This is a genomic window from Rhodoferax sp. GW822-FHT02D07, from assembly GCF_058802405.1.
In genome coordinates this window covers 1-22,468 of record NZ_JBXAOD010000006.1, presented here as the reverse complement: position 1 = coordinate 22,468, position 22,468 = coordinate 1, and the positions used below count along the sequence as shown (strand labels likewise).

The following is a 22,468-nucleotide window of genomic DNA, read 5'->3' as shown; positions in this document are numbered from 1 at the left end:
AGCAAGCATTGTGCCGTGCCCACCTGCCCGGGGGCTACCAGCTGGCCGAATCGACGCGGAAAAAGCCCTGTAGCTCGGCGTAGACCGCCGGGTACTCAGCCGCCAGCGCTGCGCCCTGCTCAAAGAACACCTCCACCGTCACCGCGAAGAACTCGGCCGGGTCTTGCGCCCCATAGTGGTTCAGCAGGCCCTGTTCGCCCATGAAGACCTGCTGGCGCAGGTGCTCGTAGGCGTCTTCAAACACCTGCTGCCAGCGCTGGGCGTTGTACCGCGTGTCGCCGCGCACGGGCAATGGCGCGCCGCGCGCCTGGCCCTGTTCCTGGTCCAACTGGTGGGCAAACTCGTGCAGCACCACGTTCCGTCCGTCGTCGGGCGTGGCCGCGCCTTCCAGCACATCCTGCCAAGAAAGGATGAGCTGCCCCTGCGACCAGGATTCGCCGGCCAGCGCCTGGCGCTGCTCCTGCTGCACGCCGGCCGCATCGGTGCGGCTGCGGTGCACCACAAAGGCACCGGGGTACATGAGGATCTCGCGCACCTTGGGAAAGTAGTCCGCCGCATCCGGCCGGTTGAGCAGCAGCAGGCAGGCCTGGGCCGCCACCACCAAGCGCATTTCTTCGGTGACCTGCAGGCCGGCGCAGCCGATGAAGGTCTTCTCAGCCATGAAGACCTGGATGTGCTGCTTGAGCTGCATCTGCAGGTCCGCCGGCAGGCGCGCCACCATGGGCACGCGGCGGCGCAGCACGGTGCGCCAGCGCTGGGGGAAGGGCTGGTCCTGCATGCGGCGGCGCTGCTGGCGCAGCCACCAGGGATAGCCCAGCAACCACGCCAGGAGCCCGGCTGCGGCCAGGCAAAACACGACAAAGGCCACAGGGCTCCTCTTGCAATCGTTGGTTCGCACTGTAGCTGGAGGCCGCAGCCCGCATTTCAAGCTGCGCTACAGTGCTTTCCCATGCAACACCCCCTGACCTCCTCACCTCTTCGTCTGGCTCTGGGCACTGCCCTGCTGGTGGCCGCCACGGGCGCACTCGCCGTGCAGGACTGCGAACTGGACGGCAAGTCCATCAACACCAACAACGGCAACGAGACCGCCGGCAAGAATGGCATGGTGCGTTGCAAGGACCGCGACTCTGGCCAGATCGAGCGCGAATACGAGCTGCGCAACGGCGACTCGGTAGGCCTCTCGCGCTACTTCCGCAATGGCAAGCTGGTCAAGGAGTTCACCATCACCGCCAACGGCCCGCATGAGGGGCTGGAGCGCGAATGGGCGCAGAACGGCCAGCTGGTGCTGGAGTTCACCAACGTGAAGGGCAACGCACGCGGCCTGCGCCGCAGCTGGTATGAAGACGGCAGCCCCAAGGCCGTGGAATGGGTGGCCGACAACGAGCGCGAAGGCGCCAGCGCCCAGTTCACCCAGGGCAAGCAGCTCACCAGCCTGCGCTGCGGCCTCAAGCCCCTGCTGGCCCCGCATGTGAACGACGCCGCCCTCTGCGGCTTTGGCAGCAGCCCCAGCATCGTTGCCACCTACGGCAGCAACGGCAAGCAGCGCGCGACGCAAACGTTGCTGGCCGGCGTGGTGCAGAAATACACGCTGCTCATGGACAACGGCAAACCGCAGGAAGAGATGGAACGCCAGGGCAGCCAGCGGATCGAGCGCTTCTATGGCGACGACGGCGGCAAGCGCCGCGAGAAGGTGTGGAACGAGGCAGAGAAGCCCGCCCAGCTGCAGCGCGAATCCGAATACCACGCCAGCGGCCAGCTGGTGCGCGAGCGCCTGTACGGCGTGAGCGAGGTGAACGGGCGCAAGCGCAACCGCCTGCTCAGCGAAGCGCGCTTTTTCCTCAACGGCCAACCCCAGAGCAAGGAACGCTACAGCCTGGTGGGCGAGACCGAGCAGGTGGAGCGCCAGCACTTCAACGACAAGGGCATCCTGGTAGGCGAAGGCCGCTATGCGCTGGACGGCCGCTACGGCCAGGAGCGCGGCCTGGGCGTGCACAAGAGCTATTACGAGAACGGCAAGCTCTCCCAGGAGGAGACCTTTGACGACAAGGGCAATGTAAAACGCCTGCGCAGCTGGGACGAAAACGGCAAGCAGACCGCCGACGACGAACTGTTCGAGGACGGCTCGCGCAAGGCCTACGCCCGCTAGGCAACTGTCACAGAGGGGGGCTACACTGGATCAAAAGGCACGTGAGGCCCCATGATCCAGTCGTTGCGAATCCTGCTTGTCAGCCTGCTGGCCAGTTGTGGGCTGATCACTCCCCTGTGGGCGCAAGCGCCCGCCATGCGCTACATCTACCCGCCGCCCGAGAGTGGCGCCGACGTGCGCATGGGCTACTACTGGGAGCTGCTGCAGGCCGCGCTGGACGAAACCACGCCCCGATGGGGCCCCTATGTGCTGCAGCCCAGCCCCAAGGTGATGAGCGCCGGCCGGGCCGAACTGCTGCTCGCCGCCTCCACGGACATCAGCGTGATGGCACGCACCACCAGCATCAGCCGCGAGCAGACCCTGCGCCCCATCCGCATTCCGCTGGACAAGGGCCTGACCGGCTACCGCCTCTTCCTCATCAAGGCCGGCACTCAGCCCCGGTTGGACGCGGTGCGCACGCTGGCGCAGCTGCAGGCCTTCAGCATAGGCCAGGGTGCTGTGTGGATAGACACCGACATCCTGCGCACCCAGGGCTTCACCGTGGTCACCGCCCCCACCTACGAAGCGTTGCTGCCCATGCTGGATGCCAACCGCTTCGATGTGTTCTCGCGCGGCGTCAACGAGATCGGCCCAGAGTTCAGCGCTGGCAGCAAGACGTATCCAGCCCTGGCCATCGAGAGCCGGCTGCTGGTGTATTACCCGCTGCCGCGCTACTTCTTCTTCGCCCACACGCCCGAGGGCGACCGACTCGCCCAGCGCGCTGAAGAGGGCCTGCGCACGCTCATGAAAAACGGCAAGTTCGAGAAGCGCTACCAGGCCTTCAAGAAATCCATCCTCGGCGAGCTAAGCCTGGCCGGGCGCCGCGTCTTCGCCCTGACCAACCCCTACCTGCCCCCGGAAACCCCGCTCACCGAACGCGAGCTATGGGACACGCTGGAAGCCGAGCTGAAAGCGAAACCCTGAAACCGTGCCGATGGAGCCCCCGGCGGCGGGGCGGCACGGGCGCTATATGATGGCGCCGAGAACCAGAGGGCCCCAGGCCCCGACCACTTTCAAGGAGGATCCTGCATGCACGCTGCCGATGCGCCTGGCGCAACCGAGCCCTATCTCGCACCCGAAACCGCGGTGCACATTCCCCCCAGCACCCACCAGGTAGGCATCCGCTTCACCGGCTCCGGCAGCGAATACTTCCGCATCTGGATCGTGAACCTGCTGCTCACGCTGGTCACCTTCGGAATCTACTTTGCCTGGGCCAAGGTGCGCCGCCTGCGCTACTTCATGGGCAACACGCTGGTGGACGGCCAGCCGCTGGGTTTCCACGGCAACGCCTTCAAGATGTTCAAGGGCTACATGCTGGTGGGTGTGCTGTTCGTCCTGTACTCCCTGGCTGGCGAGTTCTCGCCCATTGCGGGCCTGATCGCTTTTCTCATCGTCTCGGCGCTGTGGCCAGCGCTGTTCAAGTCGTCCATGCAGTTCCGCCTGGCCAACACCAGCTGGCGCGGCCTGCGCTTCCGCTTCCACGGTGACCTGCGCGGTGCCTACCGCGCCATGCTGCCGCTGTTTGTGCCCGGGACCTTTTTTCTTGCCCTTTTGGCGTTTTTGCCGGAGCAAGCCACTCCGCCGACCTGGTACTTGGTGGCTACAGGGCTGGGGGCGCTGAGCATGCTGGCCGTTTCACCGTGGCTGCTGTGGAATCTCAAGCAGTACCAGCACAACCACTACGGCCTGGGGCCACTGCAAACCACGTTTCGCGCGACCTCTGGATCTTTCTACGCACTGTCGCTGAAAGTAGTCGGTCTCTTCTTGTTGATTGCCCTGACACCAGCCGCCTTGATCGTGGCTGCCGTTTTTGGTCTGGGCAGCCCTCAGGCCTTGCTCATGAAACTGGGCCCCACGACCATCATGGCCCTGATCATTCCCGTCTGGCTGCTGTCTGCAGCGTGCTTCATCAGCCTGAAGCCCTATGCCCAGGCGCGTATGCAAAACCTGGTCTGGACCAAAACCGGCAACACCGAGTTGCGCTTCATCAGCGCCCTGCGTGCGCGTTCCCTGATCTGGCTCACCCTGAAAAACTGGTTTTTCATCATCATCACGCTGGGGCTGTACTGGCCGTTTGCAGCGGTTGCCACGGCGCGCATGCGGCTGGAGGCGATGAGCATCAAATCGCGCATGAACCCGGACCTGCTCATGGGCAGCGTCCTGGCCCAAGAAAGTGACGCTGCCGGAGACGCCGCAGGCGACTTCTTCGGCATGGACGTCGGGCTCTGAGCGTGCAGTCCACAGCGGCCACACTGGTGGCCAGCTATTTCAACGGCCGCAGCGCACGCGCCCAGCCGGTAACGCTGGCCTTGCAAGGCGAAGGTCGGCAGCGCCGGTTGCACATTCATGGCGAGGGCGTGGATCTGCACGTGCCCGCGCGCGAGGTGCAATGGCCCGAGCGTACGCGCCACGGCATGCGTCTGGCCCATCTGCCTGGCGGTGGCCATGTGCAATGCGACGACGGTGCCGCCTGGGACGACTGGGTGCGCAGCCAGGGCCAGGGTGAATCGCTGGTCGTGAAGATGCAGCAAAGCTGGCGCTGGGTGGCAGGCAGTGTGGCCGTGCTGGTGGGACTCGCCGTGGCCATGCAACTCTGGGGCCTGCCGATGTTGGCGCGCGGCGTGGTGGCCGCCACCCCCGTGAGCGTGGACCAGGCCATTGGCGAACAAACCCTGGAGGCCGTGGACGAACTCATGATGGGCCCCAGCCAGTTGCCAGCAGCCCAGCAGGAGACCATACGCCAGGCCTTTGCCGAGGCCATGCGCCACCAACCGATCGACCGTCGCACGCCGTATCAGTTGGTGTTTCGCAAGAGCAAGATCGGCCCCAACGCGCTGGCGCTGCCAGGGGGCACCATCATCATGACCGACGAGATGGTGACCATGGTGAATGGCGATACCCGCGTGCTCACCGCCGTGCTGGGGCATGAGCTGGGCCATCTGCAACAGCGCCACGGGGTGCGCATGCTGGTGCAGGCCGCTGTGCTGGGCACGCTGGGGGCCGTGGTGCTGGGCGACTTCAGCAGCCTGCTGGCGGCTGTGCCCGCGCTGCTGGGCCAGGCGCATTACTCGCGCGAGGCCGAACGCGAGGCCGATGTCCATGCCGTCAAGGTGCTCAAGGACGCGGGACTCTCCCCGCTGCACATGGTGAGCATGTTTGAAGCACTGGAGCGCTACCGCCAGGAGGAACGTGCCAAGCGCGAAGCCGGGCAGGAGGGCGATCGCAAGGCCGCCCCAAACACCGAGGCCACTCCGGAGGACGACAGCGACGACGAGGACGACTCCTGGCTGGGCATCGCCTTTGCGTCCCACCCTACCGATTCCGCCCGTATTGCCTTCTTCCGGGCTGCGGCCCAGTAGAGGTATGTGCAAGCTGCTCCGTTTTTAATAGCATTCCCATGTCTGAACACAGTTTTTTCGTCAACGACACCGAGGTGCACCTGAGTGGCCGAGGGGGGCACACCATCGTCATGCTGCACGGCTGGCCCGACAGCTACCGGCTGTGGGACTGCATGGTGGAGGCGCTCTCGCCGCTGTACCGATGCGCGCGCTTCACCATGCCGGGTTTCGAGCTACCGGCCGCCGCCAAACCACGCTCGCTGGCGCAGATGACGGCGCAGCTGCTGGCCATCCTGGACACGGTGAGTCCGCAGCAGCCCGTGACCCTGCTGATGCACGACTGGGGCTGCGTGTTCGGCTACGAGCTGGCCCTGCGCCACCCCGACCGCGTGGCCCGCATCGTGGGCATTGACATTGGCGACCACAACAGCGGCGCCTACGCCCGCAGCCTGGACGCCAAACAGAAGCTGCAGGTGCTGGGCTACCAACTCTGGCTGGCTGGCTGCTGGGGCCTGGGCATGCTGGGCGCCGAGGGCCTGGCGGACCGACTGACCCGCCGCATGGCGCGCACCATGCGCTGCCCCACGGCGGCCAGCGGCATCCACTGGCGCATGAACCTGCCCTACGCCATGGCCTGGCTCGGCGCGGCCGGCGGCTTGCGCCACACATTGCCGGTGCGCCCGCACTGCCCGGTGTTCTATGCCTGGGGAACGCGCAAGCCCTTCATGTTCCACTCCAGCCGCTGGCTGGAAACCCTGGCCCGCAACCCGGCCAACCTGGCGTTGGGTTTTCGCAGCGGCCATTGGGTGATGGTGGATCAGCCCGAGGCCCTGCAGACCGCTGTGCGGGAATGGCTGCAAAGCCTGCCCGCTCCGACCGGCCGGCCCTGAGCGCTCAGGCCGCCCCGCGGCCCTGCTGGCTCACAAAGTACACCGCCTTGCGCGCGCGCATCACATCCCCCAGCGGGCGGTGGGCGGCCAGGGCCTGCCAGGGGTCGAAGACGGCCGCTTCGGCCTCCTTGGCAAAGGCCTGGCCTGCGGCGCCCTGGCTGTCCTGCTGCGGCAGGGTGAGGCGGGCCACGGTGGTGTAGGGCGTGGGCCAGTTCACCGATGCGTCTTCGATGGGCGTGAGGGCTTCGCTCACGTAGGGCTGCAGCTGCAACTCCCACTGCAGCGTCTGCCGCGCGAGGCGGCTGGAGAACTCGGCGCCCGAGTCCATCTGCCCTGCTGCGGCAGCCGGGCCATTGGCACTCACCGGCCACAGGCGCACGCGCACGGCGTAGGGCCCGCAGGCGATGGGCGCCGCGCTGAACAGGGGCTCCGCCGCAAAACCGGCAAAGGGTTTGCCAAAGGTTTTGACGGTCTGCAGGATGCGCCCGGGCACGCTGAGCAGGCCGTAGCGGGCGACCAGGTGCTTGATGAGAGCGCCGCCGCCCTTGGAGGCCGCCACCACAAAGTCCACAAACTCGCCGCTCTTGGGGAAGGCAAACACCTCGTGGTTGATGAGCGCAAAGTCCTGGCTCTTGCACGGGCCGCCCAGCGCGGATTCGCCCTGCACGCCCAGCACCCGGATAGCAAAACCGCGGATGTCCGGTTTGCGGTCGCTGGCGCGGTCCATGGCGCCGTTGGACAGGCGCACCCAGGCGGCGTAGCGGCCGGGCTGGGCAAACAGACCGTGGCGTGCAAACGCAGGCAAATCGCCCAGTACCTCCAGCTCCCCCTGCACGGCGGCCAACTGCTTGCGGTGCAGCGCGCGGCCATTGCCAAACTCACGCGACTTGCGCTGCTGCAGCTCGGCAAACTGCCGGCCGTAGTCCGCGAAGCGGGCCTCCTCGTCGGGGGCGATCTGCTCGTGCCAGTCGGTGCTGGGGCTCAGGGAAGTGGGCATTGCCAGGCCTTTCAGTGATGCAGGCGCACCTCGCGCCCGGACTCAGAACAAGCCCGGAGTGTGGGCCCTGGGCGGGGTGCCCGGCAAGGGGTCGACCTCCGCCCGCAGCCATTCCGCAGGTGCGGCCTGCAGAAAACCCATGGCAGTCTGGGGCGTGGCCTGCAGCCAGTCGGCATAGCGCTCGGGCGCCACGATGGCGGGCATGCGCTTTTCCTCATCGGGCCGGTGCATGCGGCCCATGACCGCGTGGCCGTCGGCGTTGACCGTCAGCACCGTGAAGCTGCCCTGCAGCTGGCCCGTGGCCGGGTCGGCCCAGCGGTCCCAAAGGCCGGCCACGGCAAAGGGCGCGCCATCGACCCGCGCAATGCGCCAGCGCACGGGGCGGCCACCATGGGCGGGGGCGTCTTCCCAGCAGGGTTCGAAAAAACAGTCCATGGGCACCAGCACCCACTGGCGCGCGGCCCAGGCGGTACGGAAACTGGGCTTGCTGGCAGCGGTTTCGCTGCGGGCGTTGTAGGTCTTGCGGCTGATGTCGCGCGCCTGCGTGGCGTCGCTGCACCAGTGGGGCACCAGGCCAAACTGCGCGGGCCGCAGCGCCGCCAGACTGTTCCCACCCGCGCCACGGCGCAGGGCCACAGGGGCCTGGTAGCCAGGGAACACGTCTTCCATTTGCCCCAGCGGCGGCTCCAGCGGGCCCAGGCGCTCGGCCAGAAAGGCCGGGTTGGCCGCGGGGCGGAAGTTGATGCACATGGGCGCGGACTCAGATCGCTATGGTTTTACTAGCTGCTCGCGCACTATCCACGGGGGCTAGAGGCAGTTTTTATGCTATTCCTCAGCCGCATCGCGTGCATCGCTGTGGCGGGGTTGCTCGGGACGGGGCACCTTCTTGAAACGGATCTTGCGGTCCAGCTCGATGGCGTCCTTCTTGAGCTGGCGCTCGGCATCCAGCTTCTGGCCAGCGGCCAGCCACTCGGCAAACTCGGCGGGCGTTTCCAGCGTCATGCGGCCCATGGCGCAGGCGCGGAAGTCGTGGATCACGATCTCGGCGGCCTTTTGCAGATTGATCTTGCCGCCACTTTGCAGCGCGCCGCGCTTGCGTCCAATGGCATCGAGCAGTTGCTCGTCCGTCATCCCGGCCACGCCGGTGAGCTTGTAGCGCGCTTCCAGCGGCTCGGCGTAGTGCTGGCGGAGGTAGTCCAGCAGTTCGAGCGCCACCTCTTCCTCGTCAAACGCGTTCTTGCCAATGGCGCCGCTGGCGGCCAGGTTGTAGCCGCTCTTGGCCACGATGATGCGCGGCCACAGCACGCCAGGCGTGTCGTACAGGTAGAAGTCGTCGGCGATGGTGATGCGCTGTTCCAGCTTGGTCACGCCGGCCTCGTCGCCGGTTTTGGCGGCGCGCTTGCCCTTGAGGGTGTTGATGAGCGTGGACTTGCCCACGTTGGGGATGCCGCAGATCAGCACGCGCATGGGCTTGGCCATGCCGCCGCGGTTGGGGGCCAGTTCGTGGCAGGCAGCCACCAGGGCCTTGGCGGGCGTGGTCATGCTGGCGTCCAAAGGGAGCGCACGCACGCCGGGCATGGCGTTGTAGTGGGCCAGCCAGAGCGCGGTGCGTTCGGGGTCGGCCAGATCCTGCTTGTTGAGCACCTTCAGGGCCGGTTTGCCCGCTGTCATCTCGGCCAGCATGGGGTTTGCGCTGGAGCCGGGCAGGCGGGCGTCGAGCAGCTCGATCACCACATCAATCGCCTTGATGCGCTCCTGAATCGCCTTGCGGGTCAGGTGCATATGCCCCGGGAACCACTGAATTGCCATGCCGTCGTGTCTTTCTGTGCGCCAAAGCCGTCATTGTCCGGCATGTTGGCTTAGGCAGGCGCCTCTAGGAAAGGCGGGGCATTTAAGGTGCCTTCACTAGGCACGGTTTGGAGAATGCCCCCCAAGGTCTTTTTCCTTTCCATCCATTTTCAGGAGTACTCCATGGCCCAGAAGAAGCTGTCCACCGTGACCCATGAACTGATCGCGTCCTACGGCAATACCGCCAAGAACGTGATCAACGCCTACCGCGTCGGCAACGCCCGTGCCGTGGGCTATGTGGACCAGTCCTGGGCTGCCGCCGTCAAGAAGGCCGGCAAGCGCATCAGCCCCGAGGTGCGCACCAACGCCGTAGCCGCTCAAAAGAAACTCACCGCCCTCTACACCCAAGGCGTGACCCTGAGCAGCGACAGCGCCGACAGCGCGGTTAACAAGGCGGTGGAACTGGCCGGCAAGGGCCTGGAACAGGTGGCGGCCAATGCCAGTCGCTTCGAGAAGAGCACCGGCCTGAGCACGCTCAACACCATCGCCGTGGCTGCCGTGCCCGCCGCAGTGGCGGTGAACAGCGTGGCAGCCAAGCTGGAAGCCAAGAGCGATGCACTGGTGAGCAAGGTTGCCGGCTCGGCCGTGAAGGCCAAGGCTGCCGGTGCCAAGCGCGCAGTGGCCAAGAAGGTCAGCCGGGTGCGCAAGGCAGCCTGAGGTCCCTCCGGCCATCGCCAAAAAGCCAGCCCCACGGGCTGGCTTTTTTTACCCCAGTACGCGCTGCGCCAGCGACGCGTACAGCGGAATGCCCAGCACGATGTTCAGCGGAAACGTCAGCCCCAAGGACATGCCGAAATACAGAGAAGGGTTGGCCTCTGGAATGGCCTGCCGCACCACAGCGGGCACGGCAATGTAGGAGGCGCTCGCAGCCAGCACCATCAGCAAAGCTGCGTTGCCAGCCGACAGGCCCAGGGCCCAGGCCAGCAGCAGTGCCAGACCGGCGTGGGACAGCGGCCCAGCCACGGCGTACAGTAACAACCAGGCCGACTTGCCACGCAAGCCCCCCAAATTGCGGGCTGCCTGCAACCCCATGTCCAGCAGGAAGAAAGCCAGCATCCCCTTGAACAGGTCCACCGAGAAGGGCTTCATCACGGCCTCGCCCGAGGCTCCGCTGAGCATGCCAATGGCCATGGCGCCCAAGAGCAGCAGCTGAGCGCCATCGGTGAGGGACTCGTGCAGCACATGGCGCAGGGAACCTTGACCCGCACCGGCGGCTGGAGCGTTACGTGTGCGCACCCAGTTGGCCAGCACCACGGCCATGACAATCGCGGGTGATTCCATCAGCGCCATGGCCGCAGCCATATGGCCCCCGTAGGCCATGCCCTGGGTGTCCAGATGCTGGGCCGCCGTGATGAAGGTCACGGCGCTCACCGAACCATAGGTGGCGGCAACAGCCGCCGCATCGAAACCATTGAGCAGGCGGCGCAGGATGATGTAGCCCACCAGCGGAATGGCACACGCCAATAGCAAGGCCAGAGCGAGGGACACCACCACTTCGGCCGTGAGCCCGGACTTGGCCAGCGCAAAGCCGCCCTTGAGGCCCAGCGCCATGAGCAGGTAGAGCGAAAGAAAGCGGGAGATGGGCGCAGGAATTTCCAGATTGGATCGCACCAAGCCGGCCAGCATGCCGAACACAAAGAACAGGATCGCCGGATCCAGAAAACTCACCATGCACAGGCCCTCCAAACAGCAGATGCCTGAAGGTATCTGTTTCTATATTTCTGATAAAGCAGATAATTATTGAGATTTATTTCTGCTTTATCTGAATATGAGCAACGCCTTCAACTACCGCCACCTGTACTACTTTTGGGTCGTGGCCAAAGAGGGGGGCATGGCGCGCGCCGCGGCGCGGCTGGAGATGGCGGTACAGACCGTCAGCACCCAGGTACGGGAGTTGGAAAAATCACTAGGGTGCACCCTGCTCAAGCCGGCCGGACGCGGCCTGGAGCTGACCGAGGCCGGCGTCGCCGCCATGCAGCGGGCGGACCAGATCTTCCTGCTGGGGGAAGCCCTGCCCTCGCTGGTGCGGGCGGCTGGGCAAGCGCCAGGGCTGCGGCTCGCGGTAGGCATGGCCGACAGCCTGCCCAAACTGGTGGTACACCGCCTGCTGGAGCCCATAGCCCACGAGCCCACATTGCATCTGGTGTGCCACCAAAGCGGTTTTGAGCCCTTGTTGACGGACCTGGCCTTGCACAAGCTTGACCTCGTCTTTGCCGACCGGCCGGCGCCTGGCAACCCCAACATCAAACTCTACGGCCATGCGCTGGGCGCCTCGCCGCTGGCCTGGTACGCCAGCGCCGATCTGGCCAAGCGCGCCATGCGCGACTTTCCCGCCAGCCTGGGTCGGCTACCCATTCTTCTGCCGACCCGGCATTCCGCGGTGCGCGCACGGCTGGATCAGTGGTTTGAACAACGGGGCTTGCGCCCCCAGATTCGCGGCGAATTCGAGGACAGCGCCCTGCTCAAGACCTTTGGCGCCAGTGGCATGGGTATCTTCCCGGCCGTGGACTGGGTGCACGATGACATCGTGGCGCACTACAAGGTGCGCCGCATCGGCCGCTGCGAGGGCGTGCAGGAACAGTTCTACGCCATCGGCACAGAGAAGAAAGTGCAACACCCCTTGGTGCTGCGTCTGCTGCGCCAGGAGATGCGTTAGACAGGCTTGATGGGGCGGGCCTGGAGCCGGTGCGGCGCCAGGTACTCCTTGAGGTAGACATCAAAGGGCATGGTGTCCGCGGCCTCAATCGCGCGTTGCGCATCCCACGATGCTTGCGACTCCGCCGCAAAGCGGGCTGCCACCTCAGGGGCAATGGGGGGTTGCAGCATGGCTGCGCGTGTCTGCTCCGACTGGGCCCGCACAAAGGCCACAAAGGAACCTCCGTGGTCCTCACGGATGGCGTGCAGCACGCGGGCCGAGGGCAAGGTATCGGGGTGTTGCAGCGCGTGTTGCGCGGACTGCACGGCGCGGCTGTAGGCGTCGGTACCGTGTGCGGCATCCAGTGCATGGGCGATGGGGCGCATGCCCACCAGCAGCTCTTCGCCCCAGGCGGTCAGCGTCACGGGTGTATCGCCACGCTCCAGCGTCAGGCCGGGCTCGCGGCCGCGTTCTGCGACAGCGTGCTGGTTGCGGCCCACGGCGGCAATTTCCTGCGGGGTGTCGTCCGGGCTGGCAGACGTAAGGCAGTGCAGCAGAAACACGTCCAGGAAGCGCATGGTCTGGCTGTTGATGCCCACCAGCTCAAAAGGGTCCAGGTCCATGAGGCGCACTTCCACGTACTCCACACCGCGCTCGCGCAGGGCGTGCAGCGGGCGCTCGCCGGCAAAGGTGACGCGCTTGGGGCGGATGGTGCCGTAGAACTCGTTCTCGATCTGCAACAGCGTGGTGGCGAGCTGGTTATAGCTGCCATCAGCCGCCTTGACGCCCACGGCCTCGTAGGCGGCATAGGGTTGGGTCAGCGCGCCGTGCAAGGAATGGGCGTAGCCCTCCAGGCTGTTGTAGCTCACAGCCAGCGAGGCCTGGGCATCGCTCTGGTAGCCCAGGCGGCCCATGCGCAGCGAAGTGGCGTGGGGCAGGTACATGGTGCCTTCGCTCAGGGCCTGCAGGCGGTGCTCGCGCCCCGCCACAAAGGAGGAACACACCGCGGGCGATGCGCCAAACAGGTAGAGCAGCAAAAAGGCGTGGCGGCGGAAGTTGCGGATCAGGCCAAAGTAGGCCTCGCTGCTTACATCGGGCAGCGACCAGTTGTAGTGGATGCCCGAGATGGTCTGCATGCGCCGGCCATAGCGATGGCCAAGGCCACGGCGGTAGACAGTCTTCGACTGCGCCACGTTGGACGAGCCGTACTGGCCCAGGGGAATCTCGTCGTCACCCGGCAGACAACAGGGCATGCTGGACACCCACAGACGCTCGTCGCCCATGGCAGCCAACGTGAACTGCTGCACCTCGGTGAGCTCGGTAATGGCGGCTTCGGGGTACGCGTGCACGCCGGTGATGAGCTCGACCTGGGATTCGCTGAAATCGGTGGTGATGTGCGGGTGCGTCAGGGCGGAGCCCAGGGCCTGCGGGTGCGAGGTCATGGCCAGCATGCCGCTGGGCAGCGCGCGCAGGCTTTCTTTTTCAATCCCGCGGCGGATACCACGCAGGCGGTCTGCTGTCAGGGCACTCAGGGCCTCGTGTCTACTGTCCATGGCGAAAGGCCCTTCCAAATTCATCGGGGCGCAAAGTTACCACAGGCCGCATTCCGGTGCTGGCGCGGGCTTTCTGCGCAGTTTCCCTTATGTGGAGGCCAGGGAGCGGTTTTCAAGCGCTCGGGCCTTCATGCTGGTGAATAATGCCCCGGTGGAAACTTCCGAACTAATGGTCTGGTCCTGCATGCTAGGCGGCCTGTTGACAATGGCCACCGTGGCCGTGGCCGACGTGCTCATGAACCGCAGCGTCGCGTCCTGGCGCGGGCTGGTGTTCGTGCTGCTGCTGGGCAGTAGCAGCGTGCTGCTGACCAGCCTGCCGGCGCTGTGGTTTCCGGAGCTGCCCGCCTGGGCGCTGCTCACGCTGAAGGCCAGCCTGGGGCCGCTGTGCGGCGCCGTGGCGCTGAGCTATCTGGGGCTGTGGCTGGGCGCGGCGGCCGAAGACCGCTTCCTCTATTACATCCTCAACTGGGGCGCTGCCACGCTCATCGGCATTGCGGTGCTGCTGGCCTATTGGTCGCTCTACATGGCGGGTGACAACCCGGTGGAACTGGTGGAGGCTGGCGCTTTCTTCAGCGGCGTGGGGCTCTTGCTGGGCCTGGCTGCTGCAGTGCGCGCCCATGTGCTGGGCGACCCGTTGGCGCGCTGGATGGTGGTGGCCAGCGTGTTCCTGGGCGGCACGATTCTGGGCCTGTACTCCTACGCGCTGCACCCTGACTGGTTTGGCTGGCGCGGCATGGCGCTCACCGCCTTCTGCACCGTGGCGCACTTTCTGGTGGCCACCGCCATGGCCGTACGGCGCAACCGGCAGAACCGCCAGCTCATGCGCCTGGCCGGCCTGGCCCATGGCGCAGACCCGGCCACCGGTCTGCCCACAGGCTCGGTGCTCCTGTCCAAAGTGGACGATGCCTTCTGGCGCGCCGCGCGCATGCAGGGCAAATGCACCGTGGTCTGCCTGCACTTGCACAACCTCTACGAACTGGGCGAGTCCGCCGGCCACCGCGTGGACCAGCAGATACTCACCTCCATCACGGCGCGCATTCGCCGCGCCGTGGGCTTCCGCTGCGTGGTGGGCCTGTACCACCCGCGCTGCTTTGTGGTGGTGATTGCAGGTATCAAGCACGAAGAGCTGGTGGAGCGCAATGTGCTGCGCTTGCGCATGGTGCTGTCCAAGCCGCTGAGTGTGGTGGGCGTGGACGAGGCCTTTCACACCTTCACGCCGCGCTACGGCATGGGGGTGGTCACGGTGCAGGCTGCCAATGCCGACCCAGTGTCCGTGGTGGACCAGGCCGAGCGCAAGTCGTGGGAGAACGCGGGCAGTACCGTACCCGCACCCGTCACCGCGTTTTAGACTTCGGCCTTCCCTGCCCCGAGCTGCGCCATGGCGCGTGCCACTTCCTGCGCCCCCTGGGCTGCGCCGCTTTGCGGCACGGTATCGCCATCACGCGCCAGCACCTGACTCAACTGTGTCGCCAGGGCCTCGGGCGCCTGCGCATCCAGACCGATCCACGCGCCATGCGTGAGCGTGATGTGGGCGGCTTCCACACTGCCGGCACCCGCACACAAGGTAGTGCGTGTGGGCGCCTCTTCAGACACCAGCACCAGCATGGCGGGCACCACAGCTTCGGGCTTCAGCGCTTCGAGCACCTGGGGCGGCATCAGGTCTTCGGTCATGCGCGTGGCCGCCGTGGGGGCCAGGCTGTTGACGCGGATGTTGTTCTTGGCGCCTTCCAGCGACAGGGTCTGCATCAGCCCCACCAGCGCCAGCTTGGCCGCGCCGTAGTTGCTCTGGCCAAAATTGCCATACAGGCCGGAGGACGAGGTCGTCATCAGGATGCGGCCGTACTTTTGCTCGTTCATGTAGGGCCACACGGCCTTGCAGCAGTGCACCGCCCCCATGAGGTGCACGTCGACCACCAGCCGGAAGTCGGCCAGCTCCATCTTGGCAAAGCTCTTGTCGCGCAGGATGCCGGCGTTATTGACCAAAATGTCCACACGGCCCCAGGCGTCCACCGCCTGTTTGACCATGGCCTGCACGGCGTCGAAGTCGGTCACCGACGCGCCATTGGCCAGGGCTTCGCCACCCGCTGCGCGGATTTCGGCCACCACCGCCTCGGCGGCGGACAGCGAGCTGCCCGAACCATCGCGTGCACCGCCCAGGTCGTTGACCAGCACCTTGGCGCCGCGCGCTGCCAGGGCCAAGGCATGTTGGCGACCCAGGCCACCACCGGCACCCGTCACAATGGCCACACGGCCGTGGAAATCCAGATTCATCGCTCGTCTCCTCGTAGTGCGTTAAAGGGCTCAGGGCTTGTGCGTATGGCCCCGGCCTGCTGCGCATACTTTAATTCAAGCAATTGCTCACCAAAAAGACAGAGTCCCATGCAAGACACGCTAGAACCCGCCAGCGGCACCCCGCGCGACTCCGCCACCGTCGTACTGCTGCGTGACGGCGCTTCCGGGCTGGAGGTATTTCTGGTCAAGCGCAGCGGCCTGTCCGACACCTTTGGCGAAGCCTATGTCTTCCCCGGCGGCAAGCTCGATGCCCACGACTGCTCCTCAGCGGCCACCCAGGCTCTGGATACCGATGCGCACACACTGACCGCCAAGTTGGGGGAGACAGCGCTCCCCCCCGAGGTGGGTGCTGGCTTGTTTGTGGCCGCCGTGCGCGAGCTGTATGAAGAAGCCGGCGTGCTGCTGGCCACTGGGCCCAGCCGCCCCGTCAGCGCCCAGCCTGCGGACTGGCAAGCCTGGCTGAATGGAGCGCAGAAAGACGGCGCGCGCCTGCTTGCCAGCCACATGGTGCCCTGGAGCCGATGGATCACACCGCGCATGGCGGCCCTGAGCAAGAAGCGCTTTGACACCCGCTTCTTCCTCGCACTGGCGCCGGACGACCAGGTGGCCAGCCACGACAACTTTGAAGCCACTGCCAGCGTCTGGCTCCGTCCCAAAGAAGCATTGCAGCGCTACCACCGCGGCGAGATCGAGATGGCGCCACCGCAGATCATGAGCCTAGCGCATCTGGCGCGTCACGCCAGCGCAGCAGACGCCATCCGCGCCGCCCGCGCGCAAACGCCGCCTTGCATTTGCCCGGAAAACTTCAGCGAGGATGGCGAGACCGTCCTTTGCTACCCCGGCGATCCCCAACACTCCGAGCCCATCCGCGCCCTGCCCGGCCCCACGCGGCTCACCATCCGCAACCGGCGTTTTGTGCCCGAGGGTTCACTGGAAAGTCTGTGGAGCTGATGCGCAAAACGCTACTGATTTTGTAGCTGCTTGCGCATATTTTACGGGGGCTAGCGTCCTAAAACCCATCCAACCGATAGCACGTAGCGGCTGCCGCCTTCCACGCGGGTCACGCTGTGTTCGCAGGCATCGGGACGGAACAGCTTGATGCGGCGGGACGCGTAAATGGGCGTGGCGCAGACGAACTCGCCACCCGCACGCGGGGACTTCAGGATGAAGTTGAGCCGGTAGTGCCGCCCGGCCTGCACCGGGTCGGTGTGCGGCGGAATCTCCGAGCCCTCGGGGTAGCGGATCAGGTAGCTGTCAAAGCGCAGCGGCCAACGCGCCGTGGCCAGCAGCATCTTGTCGTAACCCGTACCCTGACGCCCACGCTGCCAGCGGAAGGCCAGTACCCAATAGTTGCGCCAGGAAGAAGGAAACATCGCCCCACTCTACTGCGGAATGGCCGCACGTATCCACGCGTCCACCTCGCTGGGCCGTACCAGCGTGCGCACCTCGTCAAACGCGGTTTGCGCCTGCGGGTAGTGGCGGCGCAGCAGGTTGAGCCACTGCTTCACACGGCCGGCTTGCTGCTTTTGCTCCAGTCGGGTGCTGGCTACCTGCCAGAAGGCGTGCATCAGCGGGCCCAGTTCCTCCCAGCTCCAATCAGCACCCGGCTGGGCGATGCTGCCCGGCACCGTGCCCATGGCCGCCAGCACACTGCGCCCCAGTGCGGGTCGTGCGACGATGCCGCGGCCCAGCATCACGATGTCGCAGCCGCTCTGCGCCACAGCCGCCCGTGCGTCCTCCACCGTCCATATCTCGCCGTTCACCGCCACCGGCACGCGCACGGCCTGGCGCACATCGCCGACGCGCTGCCAGTAGGCCGGCGGGCGGTAGCCCTGCGCCTTGGTGCGCGCGTGCACCACGATCTCGGCCGCACCTCCGGCCTCCAGCGCACGCGCGCAGTCCAGCGCAAGGCTGTCATCGTTGTAGCCCAGGCGCATCTTGGCGGTCACAGGAATGTGCGCAGGCACTGCGGCCCGCACGGCGGCTACGATGGTGCGGAGAATCTCCGGGTCCTGCAGCAGCGTGGCACCACCGCCATGCCGGTTCACCACCTTGGCCGGGCAGCCAAAGTTCAGGTCAATGCCCGGCGCCCCCATCTCGGCCAGCCGCGCCGCGTTCTCGGCCATGCAGGGCGCATCCGAACCCAGCAACTGCGGCCAGACCGGCACGCCGGCATAGGTGCGCGCACCAAAGGCCAGCTCGGGCACGGTGCGCAACAGCGCCTTCTCCGACATCAGCGTATGCGTGATGCGGATGAACTCCGACACACACTTGTCCACCCCGCCCACCCGGGTCAGGATGTCACGCAGGACAAAGTCGAGCAGCCCCTCCATAGGGGCGAGGTAAATACGGACAGGCACAGGAATAACTCACACGCTGGGGTTGCAATTGTCCACCACGGTCACCCGGCAGCCACATGTGCAATCCACAACGTCCGCCAGGATCAGCTCGATGACTGCAGCTGCAAACCCGCGATGCCAATGGCGACCAAGGCGAGGCAGACCATACGGGCCACGGTGGCGGGCTCCTGGAACATCAGCATGCCGACTATTGCCGTGCCAGCGGCGCCTATACCGGCCCAGACGGCGTAGGCCGTGCCCACAGGAATGACGCCCAAGGTGCGACTCATCAACCAGACGCTCAGGATGGCAGCCACCACAGAGACCACGGACGGCCAGAATTTGCTGTACCCATCCGAGAGCTTCATGCTCACGGAAAAGACGATCTCAAGCAAACCCGACACAAAAATAACAAGCCAGGCAAAAGCCGAACTGGTGATGACAAACATGGGCGATCCGTTGGAAATGGGGGAGCGAACAACGCACCCCCATCCTACCAACTGCACCCAGGCACGCTTACTCAGTGGCGGATGATGTGGTCAAACGCACTCAGTGCCGCCTTCGATCCTTCGCCCGCTGCGATCACGATCTGCTTGTAGGGCACCGTGGTGCAATCGCCAGCCGCGAACACGCCGGGCGCATTGGTGTGGCCCTTGGCGTCGACCACGATCTCGCCGAACTTGCTCAGCTCGATCGTGCCCTTGAGCCATTCGGTGTTGGGCACCAGGCCGATCTGGACGAACACACCTTCCAGCTCCACCAGGTGTTCCACGCCGGTCGCACGGTCCTTGTATTTCAGGCCATTGACCTTGCCGTCCGCACCGGTGATCTCAGTGGTCTGGGCGTTGGTGTGAATCGTGACGTTGGGCAGGCTTTGCAGCTTCTTGACCAGCACGGCGTCGGCCTTCAGCTGGTCGGCAAACTCGATCAGCGTGACGTGGGCCACGATGCCGGCGAGGTCAATCGCCGCTTCGACGCCGCTGTTGCCGCCGCCGATGACTGCGGTGCGCTTGCCTTTGAACAGCGGGCCGTCGCAGTGCGGGCAGTAGGCCACGCCCTTGTTCTTGTACTCGGCTTCGCCGGGCACATTCACATTGCGCCAGCGCGCGCCGGTGGACAGGATCACGGTCTTGGCCTTAAGCGTGCCACCGTTGGCCAGCACCACTTCAGCCAGACCACCGGCCTGCGCCGCCGGCACGATCTTGTCGGCGCGCTGCAGGTTCATGATGTCCACGCCGTAGGATCGCGTTTGCGCTTCCAGCGCAGCAGCGAACTTGGGGCCATCGGTTTCCTGCACCGAGATGTAGTTCTCGATGGACATGGTGTCGTTGACCTGGCCACCAAAGCGTTCGGCGGCCACGCCCACGCGGATGCCCTTGCGGGCGGCGTACACGGCGGCAGCGGCGCCGGCGGGGCCACCGCCGACGATGAGCACGTCATACGGGTCTTTGGCGCTGAGCTTGGCGGCGTCCTTGGCGGCGGCGCCGGTATCGAGCTTGGCGACGATTTCTTCCACCAGCATGCGGCCATTGCCGAACAGTTCGCCGTTCAGGTAGACGCTGGGCACAGCCATGATTTCGCGCGCCGTCACTTCATCCTGGAAGGCGCCGCCTTCAATGACGGTGGTCTTGACCTTGGGGTTGAGGATAGCCATGAGGCTCAGCGCCTGCACTACGTCCGGGCAGTTGTGGCAGGTGAGGCTCATGTAGACCTCGAAGCTGTAGTCCCCGTCCAAACCCTTGATCTGGTCGATCACGTCCTGCTCCACCTTGGGCGGGTGGCCACCGGTCCACAGCAGGGCCAGCACCAGGGAGGTGAATTCGTGCCCCAGCGGCAGGCCGGCAAAGCGAAGGCTGGTGTCGCTGCCTGCGCGCTTCAGGGCGAAGGAAGGCTTGCGGGCATCTTGACCGTCGTAGGCCACGGTGATCTTGTCGCTGCGCAGGCTCTGGATGGTTTGCAGAAGCTCGCGCATTTCGGTGGAGTTGCTGTCATCACCGAGCGACGCCACGATCTCGATCGGCAGCGTCACGCGCTCCAAGTAAGCGCCGAGTTGGGATTTGAGGGTGTCGTCGAGCATGGTGATTCCTTTTGCTATTCATTTAGTAGCTGCTTGCGCACACTACACGCGGGCTAGAGCCCAATTTGGGCATAAAAAAGCCGGACGGCCTGCTACACACGTAGCAGGACGCTGTCCGGCTGGTGGGCGGCTTGCGCCGCCCGACCGACGAGAGCCGGTGTTTTAGATCTTGCCGACCAGGTCCAGCGAAGGAGTGATGGTCTTGGCGCCTTCGTTCCACTTGGCGGGGCACACTTGGCCGGGGTGGGCAGCGGTGTACTGGGCAGCCTTCAGCTTGCGAAGGGTTTCCTTCACGTCGCGGGCGATTTCGTTGGAGTGGATTTCCAGCGTCTTGATCTGGCCTTCGGGGTTGATGATGAAGGTGCCGCGCAGTGCCAGACCTTCTTCGTCGATATGCACGTCGAAAGCGCGTGTCAGGGCGTGGGTGGGGTCACCGATCAGGGGGAACTTGGCCTTGCCCACGGCGGGGGAGGTTTCATGCCACACCTTGTGGGCGAAGTGGGTGTCGGTAGTCACGATGTAGACCTCGGCACCGGCCTTCTGGAATTCGGCGTAGTTGTCAGCTGCGTCTTCCACTTCGGTGGGGCAGTTGAAGGTGAAAGCCGCGGGCATGAAAATGAACACGTTCCACTTGCCCTTGATGGACTCGTTGGTCACGGTCACGAACTTGCCGTTGTGGAAGGCTTCGTTCTTGAAAGGCTGAACTTGCGTGTTGATCAAAGACATGGGGTTTTCCTCTAAATGTTGCCGTTCGATGAGTGAACGTGTTGAATCTTAGAGGCTCTGGACCATGTTTTGGGTTGATTGATCCAATCAACCGGATTGGCTTTTCCTATGACGCCCGGAACACCCTGTGGTGCAACCGGCGCAGGGACCACCAGACGCTGCCCGCCACCACCGGAATGGCGGCCGCAGCCGTCATTTCGGGGCTCCAAGGCCATCCCCAGTGCGTCGCGCCCTTGGCCAGGTAGCTGATCAGGCCGACGATGTAATAGGTAATCGCCGCTACCGACAACCCCTCCACCGTGGACTGCAGCTTGAGCTGGATACCCTGGCGGCTGTTCATGGTGGCCAGCAAGGCCTGGCTGCTTTGCTGCTGCTCGATCTCCACCCGCGTGCGCAGCAGGTTACTCACGCGCGAAACGCGCTGCGACAGCGCGTCTTGGCGCCGGCTGGACCAGGCGCAGGTGCTGCGCGCGGGCGTCAGGCGTCGCTCCATGAATTCACCAATGGTCTGCATTCCTGCCAAACGGGATTCGGCAATGTCTTCGATGCGCTTGTCCACCAGCTCGAAGTAAGCAGCGCTGGCCGAGAAGCGTGAATGCGTGGCCGCGTGCTGGCTCTCCACCTGACCGGCCAGGCGTGTCAGACGGTCCAGCAATTGCGGTTCTTCATTGCGTGTAGCGCTGCGGATGGCTTCGGCCAACTCCGCGAGCTCACGCTCGGCGCTGGCCAACACCGCCCCGGCCTCACGCGCTGCCGGCAAGCCCAGCAAGGCGGCCATGCGGTAGGTCTCAATCTCCAGCAGACACTGCACCAGCCGCCCCAGACGGCGCGGCGTCATGCCGCCAGCCAGCAGAAGCATGCGGGAGAAGCCATCGGCATGGACTGCGAAGTCGGTATACACCTCGCCAAAACCATCGGCCACCGTAGAAGCAACCAAGGTGTCTTCATGCAGCCACTGACGAATCCAGGCGTCGTTATGTTCCGCCTGTGTAGGCAATACCCACAGGTGCAGACTGGTCAGGCACTCGCCAGGCAGGGCCGCGAGCCACTGCTGCGGCACGGCCTCGATGGCAAGCTCGGGTTCGCGCTCACCCTCGCCTTGTCCTGCAATGGACCGCATGAAGGTCCAGGTGACAAACTCCGTGTGCAACTCCCAGCGTACCCGGTAAGGGCCAAAGTCCATGCGCGCATGGATGGACTGGGCATCGGGAGCGGGAAGGTGGTGGTCGCGCGCCAGCGTGGCAATGTGTTCCCGGCTGGCATCGCGCTGCTGCGCATTGCAGACCATCACGATATGGGAGAGCGCCATGGGAAGCCCCATGGGCTCGGGCGGACGGGCGTGGACCTCGTTATGAAGGGATAGGCGCTGTGGGTGCTGTACAGGCAATCGGTTCAACGCGAGGTCCGGTTTCACGAGATATCAATCCTCAACAAAAGCCTCTTCGCGCTTGGCCTTGATAGAAGGCATAAGCACCACAACCAGGAGCAGCACGGCAGCCGCCAACAGGGAAGCCGACAGAGGCCGCGTCAGGAACACACTCCAGTCCCCACGGGACAGCAGCAGCGCCCGACGCAAATACTCCTCCAT

General features: G+C 65.3%; 22 protein-coding genes and 1 pseudogene. 9 read left to right on the top strand and 14 right to left on the bottom strand.

From position 1 onward, the window contains the following. Positions 1 to 34: 34 nt before the first annotated feature. Entirely contained in the window at positions 35 to 868 is an 834-nt protein-coding gene (locus AC1RNN_RS14100; protein WP_493090023.1) for a M90 family metallopeptidase, read from the bottom strand. 81 nt (positions 869 to 949) lie between these two features. On the opposite strand from AC1RNN_RS14100, the gene AC1RNN_RS14095 reads away from it, so the two are divergent. The 5 genes from AC1RNN_RS14095 (at position 950) to AC1RNN_RS14075 (ending at position 6,413) form a co-directional block, all read left to right on the top strand. Continuing rightward, on the top strand, positions 950 to 2,146 hold the full coding sequence (locus AC1RNN_RS14095; protein WP_493090024.1) for a toxin-antitoxin system YwqK family antitoxin: 1,197 nt from the start codon (positions 950 to 952) through the stop codon (positions 2,144 to 2,146). Between the two features lie 51 nt (positions 2,147 to 2,197). Further along, the gene (locus AC1RNN_RS14090) at positions 2,198 to 3,109 is read left to right on the top strand and encodes a hypothetical protein (protein ID WP_493090025.1); all 912 of its coding nucleotides are present in this window, start codon (positions 2,198 to 2,200) and stop codon (positions 3,107 to 3,109) included. Between the two features lie 105 nt (positions 3,110 to 3,214). Then, positions 3,215 to 4,414 carry a YjgN family protein gene (locus tag AC1RNN_RS14085; protein ID WP_493090026.1) on the top strand — a complete coding sequence of 400 codons (1,200 nt, stop codon included), beginning with the start codon at positions 3,215 to 3,217 and terminating at the stop codon, positions 4,412 to 4,414. A gap of 2 nt (positions 4,415 to 4,416) precedes the next feature. Then, on the top strand, positions 4,417 to 5,544 hold the full coding sequence (locus tag AC1RNN_RS14080) for a M48 family metallopeptidase (protein WP_493090027.1): 1,128 nt from the start codon (positions 4,417 to 4,419) through the stop codon (positions 5,542 to 5,544). Positions 5,545 to 5,582: 38 nt separating this feature from the next. Further along, positions 5,583 to 6,413, top strand: coding sequence for an alpha/beta fold hydrolase (locus tag AC1RNN_RS14075; RefSeq protein WP_493090028.1), 831 nt, complete (start codon positions 5,583 to 5,585; stop codon positions 6,411 to 6,413). A gap of 4 nt (positions 6,414 to 6,417) precedes the next feature. Here AC1RNN_RS14075 and AC1RNN_RS14070 read toward each other — a convergent pair whose 3' ends face one another. The 3 genes from AC1RNN_RS14070 to ylqF all read right to left on the bottom strand — a co-directional run bounded on the left by AC1RNN_RS14070 (position 6,418) and on the right by ylqF (position 9,219). Then, positions 6,418 to 7,410: a catalase family protein gene (locus AC1RNN_RS14070; protein WP_493090029.1), complete on the bottom strand. Its 993-nt coding sequence runs from the start codon at positions 7,408 to 7,410 to the stop codon at positions 6,418 to 6,420. 42 nt (positions 7,411 to 7,452) lie between these two features. Beyond that, positions 7,453 to 8,160 carry an SOS response-associated peptidase gene (locus AC1RNN_RS14065; protein WP_493090030.1) on the bottom strand — a complete coding sequence of 236 codons (708 nt, stop codon included), beginning with the start codon at positions 8,158 to 8,160 and terminating at the stop codon, positions 7,453 to 7,455. A gap of 75 nt (positions 8,161 to 8,235) precedes the next feature. Further along, positions 8,236 to 9,219: a ribosome biogenesis GTPase YlqF gene (gene ylqF, locus AC1RNN_RS14060; RefSeq protein ID WP_493090031.1), complete on the bottom strand. Its 984-nt coding sequence runs from the start codon at positions 9,217 to 9,219 to the stop codon at positions 8,236 to 8,238. Positions 9,220 to 9,381: 162 nt separating this feature from the next. Between ylqF and AC1RNN_RS14055 the strand changes: the two genes are divergently transcribed. Beyond that, complete coding sequence (locus tag AC1RNN_RS14055; RefSeq protein WP_493090032.1) at positions 9,382 to 9,915, top strand: hypothetical protein; 534 nt, start codon at positions 9,382 to 9,384, stop codon at positions 9,913 to 9,915. Between the two features lie 48 nt (positions 9,916 to 9,963). Here the strand turns inward: AC1RNN_RS14055 and AC1RNN_RS14050 are convergent, their stop codons facing one another. Further along, positions 9,964 to 10,929 carry a sodium-dependent bicarbonate transport family permease gene (locus tag AC1RNN_RS14050; protein WP_493090033.1) on the bottom strand — a complete coding sequence of 322 codons (966 nt, stop codon included), beginning with the start codon at positions 10,927 to 10,929 and terminating at the stop codon, positions 9,964 to 9,966. A gap of 97 nt (positions 10,930 to 11,026) precedes the next feature. Between AC1RNN_RS14050 and AC1RNN_RS14045 the strand changes: the two genes are divergently transcribed. Further along, entirely contained in the window at positions 11,027 to 11,914 is an 888-nt protein-coding gene (locus AC1RNN_RS14045; RefSeq protein ID WP_493090034.1) for a LysR family transcriptional regulator, read from the top strand. On the opposite strand, the gene gshA is transcribed toward AC1RNN_RS14045, so the two are convergent. Then, complete coding sequence (gene gshA, locus AC1RNN_RS14040; protein ID WP_493090035.1) at positions 11,911 to 13,446, bottom strand: glutamate--cysteine ligase; 1,536 nt, start codon at positions 13,444 to 13,446, stop codon at positions 11,911 to 11,913. The genes AC1RNN_RS14045 and gshA overlap by 4 nt on opposite strands. 205 nt (positions 13,447 to 13,651) lie before the next feature. Here gshA and AC1RNN_RS14035 point away from each other — a divergent pair, with 205 nt between their 5' ends. Further along, positions 13,652 to 14,794, top strand: a complete 1,143-nt coding sequence (locus AC1RNN_RS14035) for a GGDEF domain-containing protein (protein WP_493090047.1) — start codon at positions 13,652 to 13,654, stop codon at positions 14,792 to 14,794. Here AC1RNN_RS14035 and AC1RNN_RS14030 read toward each other — a convergent pair. After that, a complete protein-coding gene (locus AC1RNN_RS14030; RefSeq protein WP_493090036.1) occupies positions 14,791 to 15,717 on the bottom strand; it encodes an SDR family oxidoreductase in 927 nt (308 codons plus the stop codon). The two genes, AC1RNN_RS14035 and AC1RNN_RS14030, sit on opposite strands and share 4 nt — an antisense overlap. Positions 15,718 to 15,825: 108 nt before the next feature. Here AC1RNN_RS14030 and AC1RNN_RS14025 point away from each other — a divergent pair, with 108 nt between their 5' ends. Further along, the gene (locus AC1RNN_RS14025) at positions 15,826 to 16,689 is read left to right on the top strand and encodes an NUDIX hydrolase (protein WP_493090037.1); all 864 of its coding nucleotides are present in this window, start codon (positions 15,826 to 15,828) and stop codon (positions 16,687 to 16,689) included. Positions 16,690 to 16,739: 50 nt separating this feature from the next. Here the strand turns inward: AC1RNN_RS14025 and AC1RNN_RS14020 are convergent, their stop codons facing one another. The 7 genes and pseudogenes from AC1RNN_RS14020 to AC1RNN_RS13990 form a co-directional block, all read right to left on the bottom strand. Next, the gene (locus AC1RNN_RS14020) at positions 16,740 to 17,111 is read right to left on the bottom strand and encodes a 2OG-Fe(II) oxygenase family protein (RefSeq protein ID WP_493090038.1); all 372 of its coding nucleotides are present in this window, start codon (positions 17,109 to 17,111) and stop codon (positions 16,740 to 16,742) included. A gap of 9 nt (positions 17,112 to 17,120) precedes the next feature. Further along, positions 17,121 to 18,071 carry a tRNA dihydrouridine synthase gene (locus AC1RNN_RS14015; RefSeq protein WP_493090039.1) on the bottom strand — a complete coding sequence of 317 codons (951 nt, stop codon included), beginning with the start codon at positions 18,069 to 18,071 and terminating at the stop codon, positions 17,121 to 17,123. 110 nt (positions 18,072 to 18,181) lie between these two features. Further along, positions 18,182 to 18,526: a DMT family transporter gene (locus AC1RNN_RS14010; RefSeq protein WP_493090040.1), complete on the bottom strand. Its 345-nt coding sequence runs from the start codon at positions 18,524 to 18,526 to the stop codon at positions 18,182 to 18,184. A 71-nt stretch (positions 18,527 to 18,597) separates the two neighbouring features. Next, positions 18,598 to 20,154, bottom strand: coding sequence for an alkyl hydroperoxide reductase subunit F (ahpF, locus tag AC1RNN_RS14005; RefSeq protein WP_493090041.1), 1,557 nt, complete (start codon positions 20,152 to 20,154; stop codon positions 18,598 to 18,600). A 162-nt stretch (positions 20,155 to 20,316) separates the two neighbouring features. Further along, positions 20,317 to 20,880, bottom strand: a complete 564-nt coding sequence (gene ahpC, locus AC1RNN_RS14000) for an alkyl hydroperoxide reductase subunit C (RefSeq protein WP_294772755.1) — start codon at positions 20,878 to 20,880, stop codon at positions 20,317 to 20,319. A 106-nt stretch (positions 20,881 to 20,986) separates the two neighbouring features. Further along, entirely contained in the window at positions 20,987 to 22,276 is a 1,290-nt protein-coding gene (locus AC1RNN_RS13995; RefSeq protein ID WP_493090042.1) for a DUF3422 family protein, read from the bottom strand. 24 nt (positions 22,277 to 22,300) lie between these two features. Further along, positions 22,301 to 22,468: pseudogene (locus AC1RNN_RS13990) on the bottom strand (tripartite tricarboxylate transporter permease); the annotation flags it as partial.

Bases quoted from the DNA above. Each gene is read 5' to 3' on its own strand.
- AC1RNN_RS14035 (WP_493090047.1), top strand. From the start codon at position 13,652: ATGGCCACCGTGGCCGTGGCCGACGTGCTCATGAACCGCAGCGTCGCG.
- AC1RNN_RS14085 (WP_493090026.1), top strand. From the start codon at position 3,215: ATGCACGCTGCCGATGCGCCTGGCGCAACCGAGCCCTATCTCGCACCC.
- AC1RNN_RS14070 (WP_493090029.1), bottom strand. From the start codon at position 7,410: ATGCCCACTTCCCTGAGCCCCAGCACCGACTGGCACGAGCAGATCGCC.
- AC1RNN_RS14050 (WP_493090033.1), bottom strand. From the start codon at position 10,929: ATGGTGAGTTTTCTGGATCCGGCGATCCTGTTCTTTGTGTTCGGCATG.
- AC1RNN_RS14010 (WP_493090040.1), bottom strand. From the start codon at position 18,526: ATGTTTGTCATCACCAGTTCGGCTTTTGCCTGGCTTGTTATTTTTGTG.
- AC1RNN_RS14025 (WP_493090037.1), top strand. From the start codon at position 15,826: ATGCAAGACACGCTAGAACCCGCCAGCGGCACCCCGCGCGACTCCGCC.
- AC1RNN_RS14055 (WP_493090032.1), top strand. From the start codon at position 9,382: ATGGCCCAGAAGAAGCTGTCCACCGTGACCCATGAACTGATCGCGTCC.
- AC1RNN_RS14020 (WP_493090038.1), bottom strand. From the start codon at position 17,111: ATGTTTCCTTCTTCCTGGCGCAACTATTGGGTACTGGCCTTCCGCTGG.
- AC1RNN_RS14090 (WP_493090025.1), top strand. From the start codon at position 2,198: ATGATCCAGTCGTTGCGAATCCTGCTTGTCAGCCTGCTGGCCAGTTGT.
- gshA (WP_493090035.1), bottom strand. From the start codon at position 13,446: ATGGACAGTAGACACGAGGCCCTGAGTGCCCTGACAGCAGACCGCCTG.
- ahpF (WP_493090041.1), bottom strand. From the start codon at position 20,154: ATGCTCGACGACACCCTCAAATCCCAACTCGGCGCTTACTTGGAGCGC.
- AC1RNN_RS14075 (WP_493090028.1), top strand. From the start codon at position 5,583: ATGTCTGAACACAGTTTTTTCGTCAACGACACCGAGGTGCACCTGAGT.
- AC1RNN_RS14065 (WP_493090030.1), bottom strand. From the start codon at position 8,160: ATGTGCATCAACTTCCGCCCCGCGGCCAACCCGGCCTTTCTGGCCGAG.
- AC1RNN_RS14095 (WP_493090024.1), top strand. From the start codon at position 950: ATGCAACACCCCCTGACCTCCTCACCTCTTCGTCTGGCTCTGGGCACT.
- AC1RNN_RS14015 (WP_493090039.1), bottom strand. From the start codon at position 18,071: ATGGAGGGGCTGCTCGACTTTGTCCTGCGTGACATCCTGACCCGGGTG.
- ahpC (WP_294772755.1), bottom strand. From the start codon at position 20,880: ATGTCTTTGATCAACACGCAAGTTCAGCCTTTCAAGAACGAAGCCTTC.
- AC1RNN_RS14045 (WP_493090034.1), top strand. From the start codon at position 11,027: ATGAGCAACGCCTTCAACTACCGCCACCTGTACTACTTTTGGGTCGTG.
- AC1RNN_RS14030 (WP_493090036.1), bottom strand. From the start codon at position 15,717: ATGAATCTGGATTTCCACGGCCGTGTGGCCATTGTGACGGGTGCCGGT.
- ylqF (WP_493090031.1), bottom strand. From the start codon at position 9,219: ATGGCAATTCAGTGGTTCCCGGGGCATATGCACCTGACCCGCAAGGCG.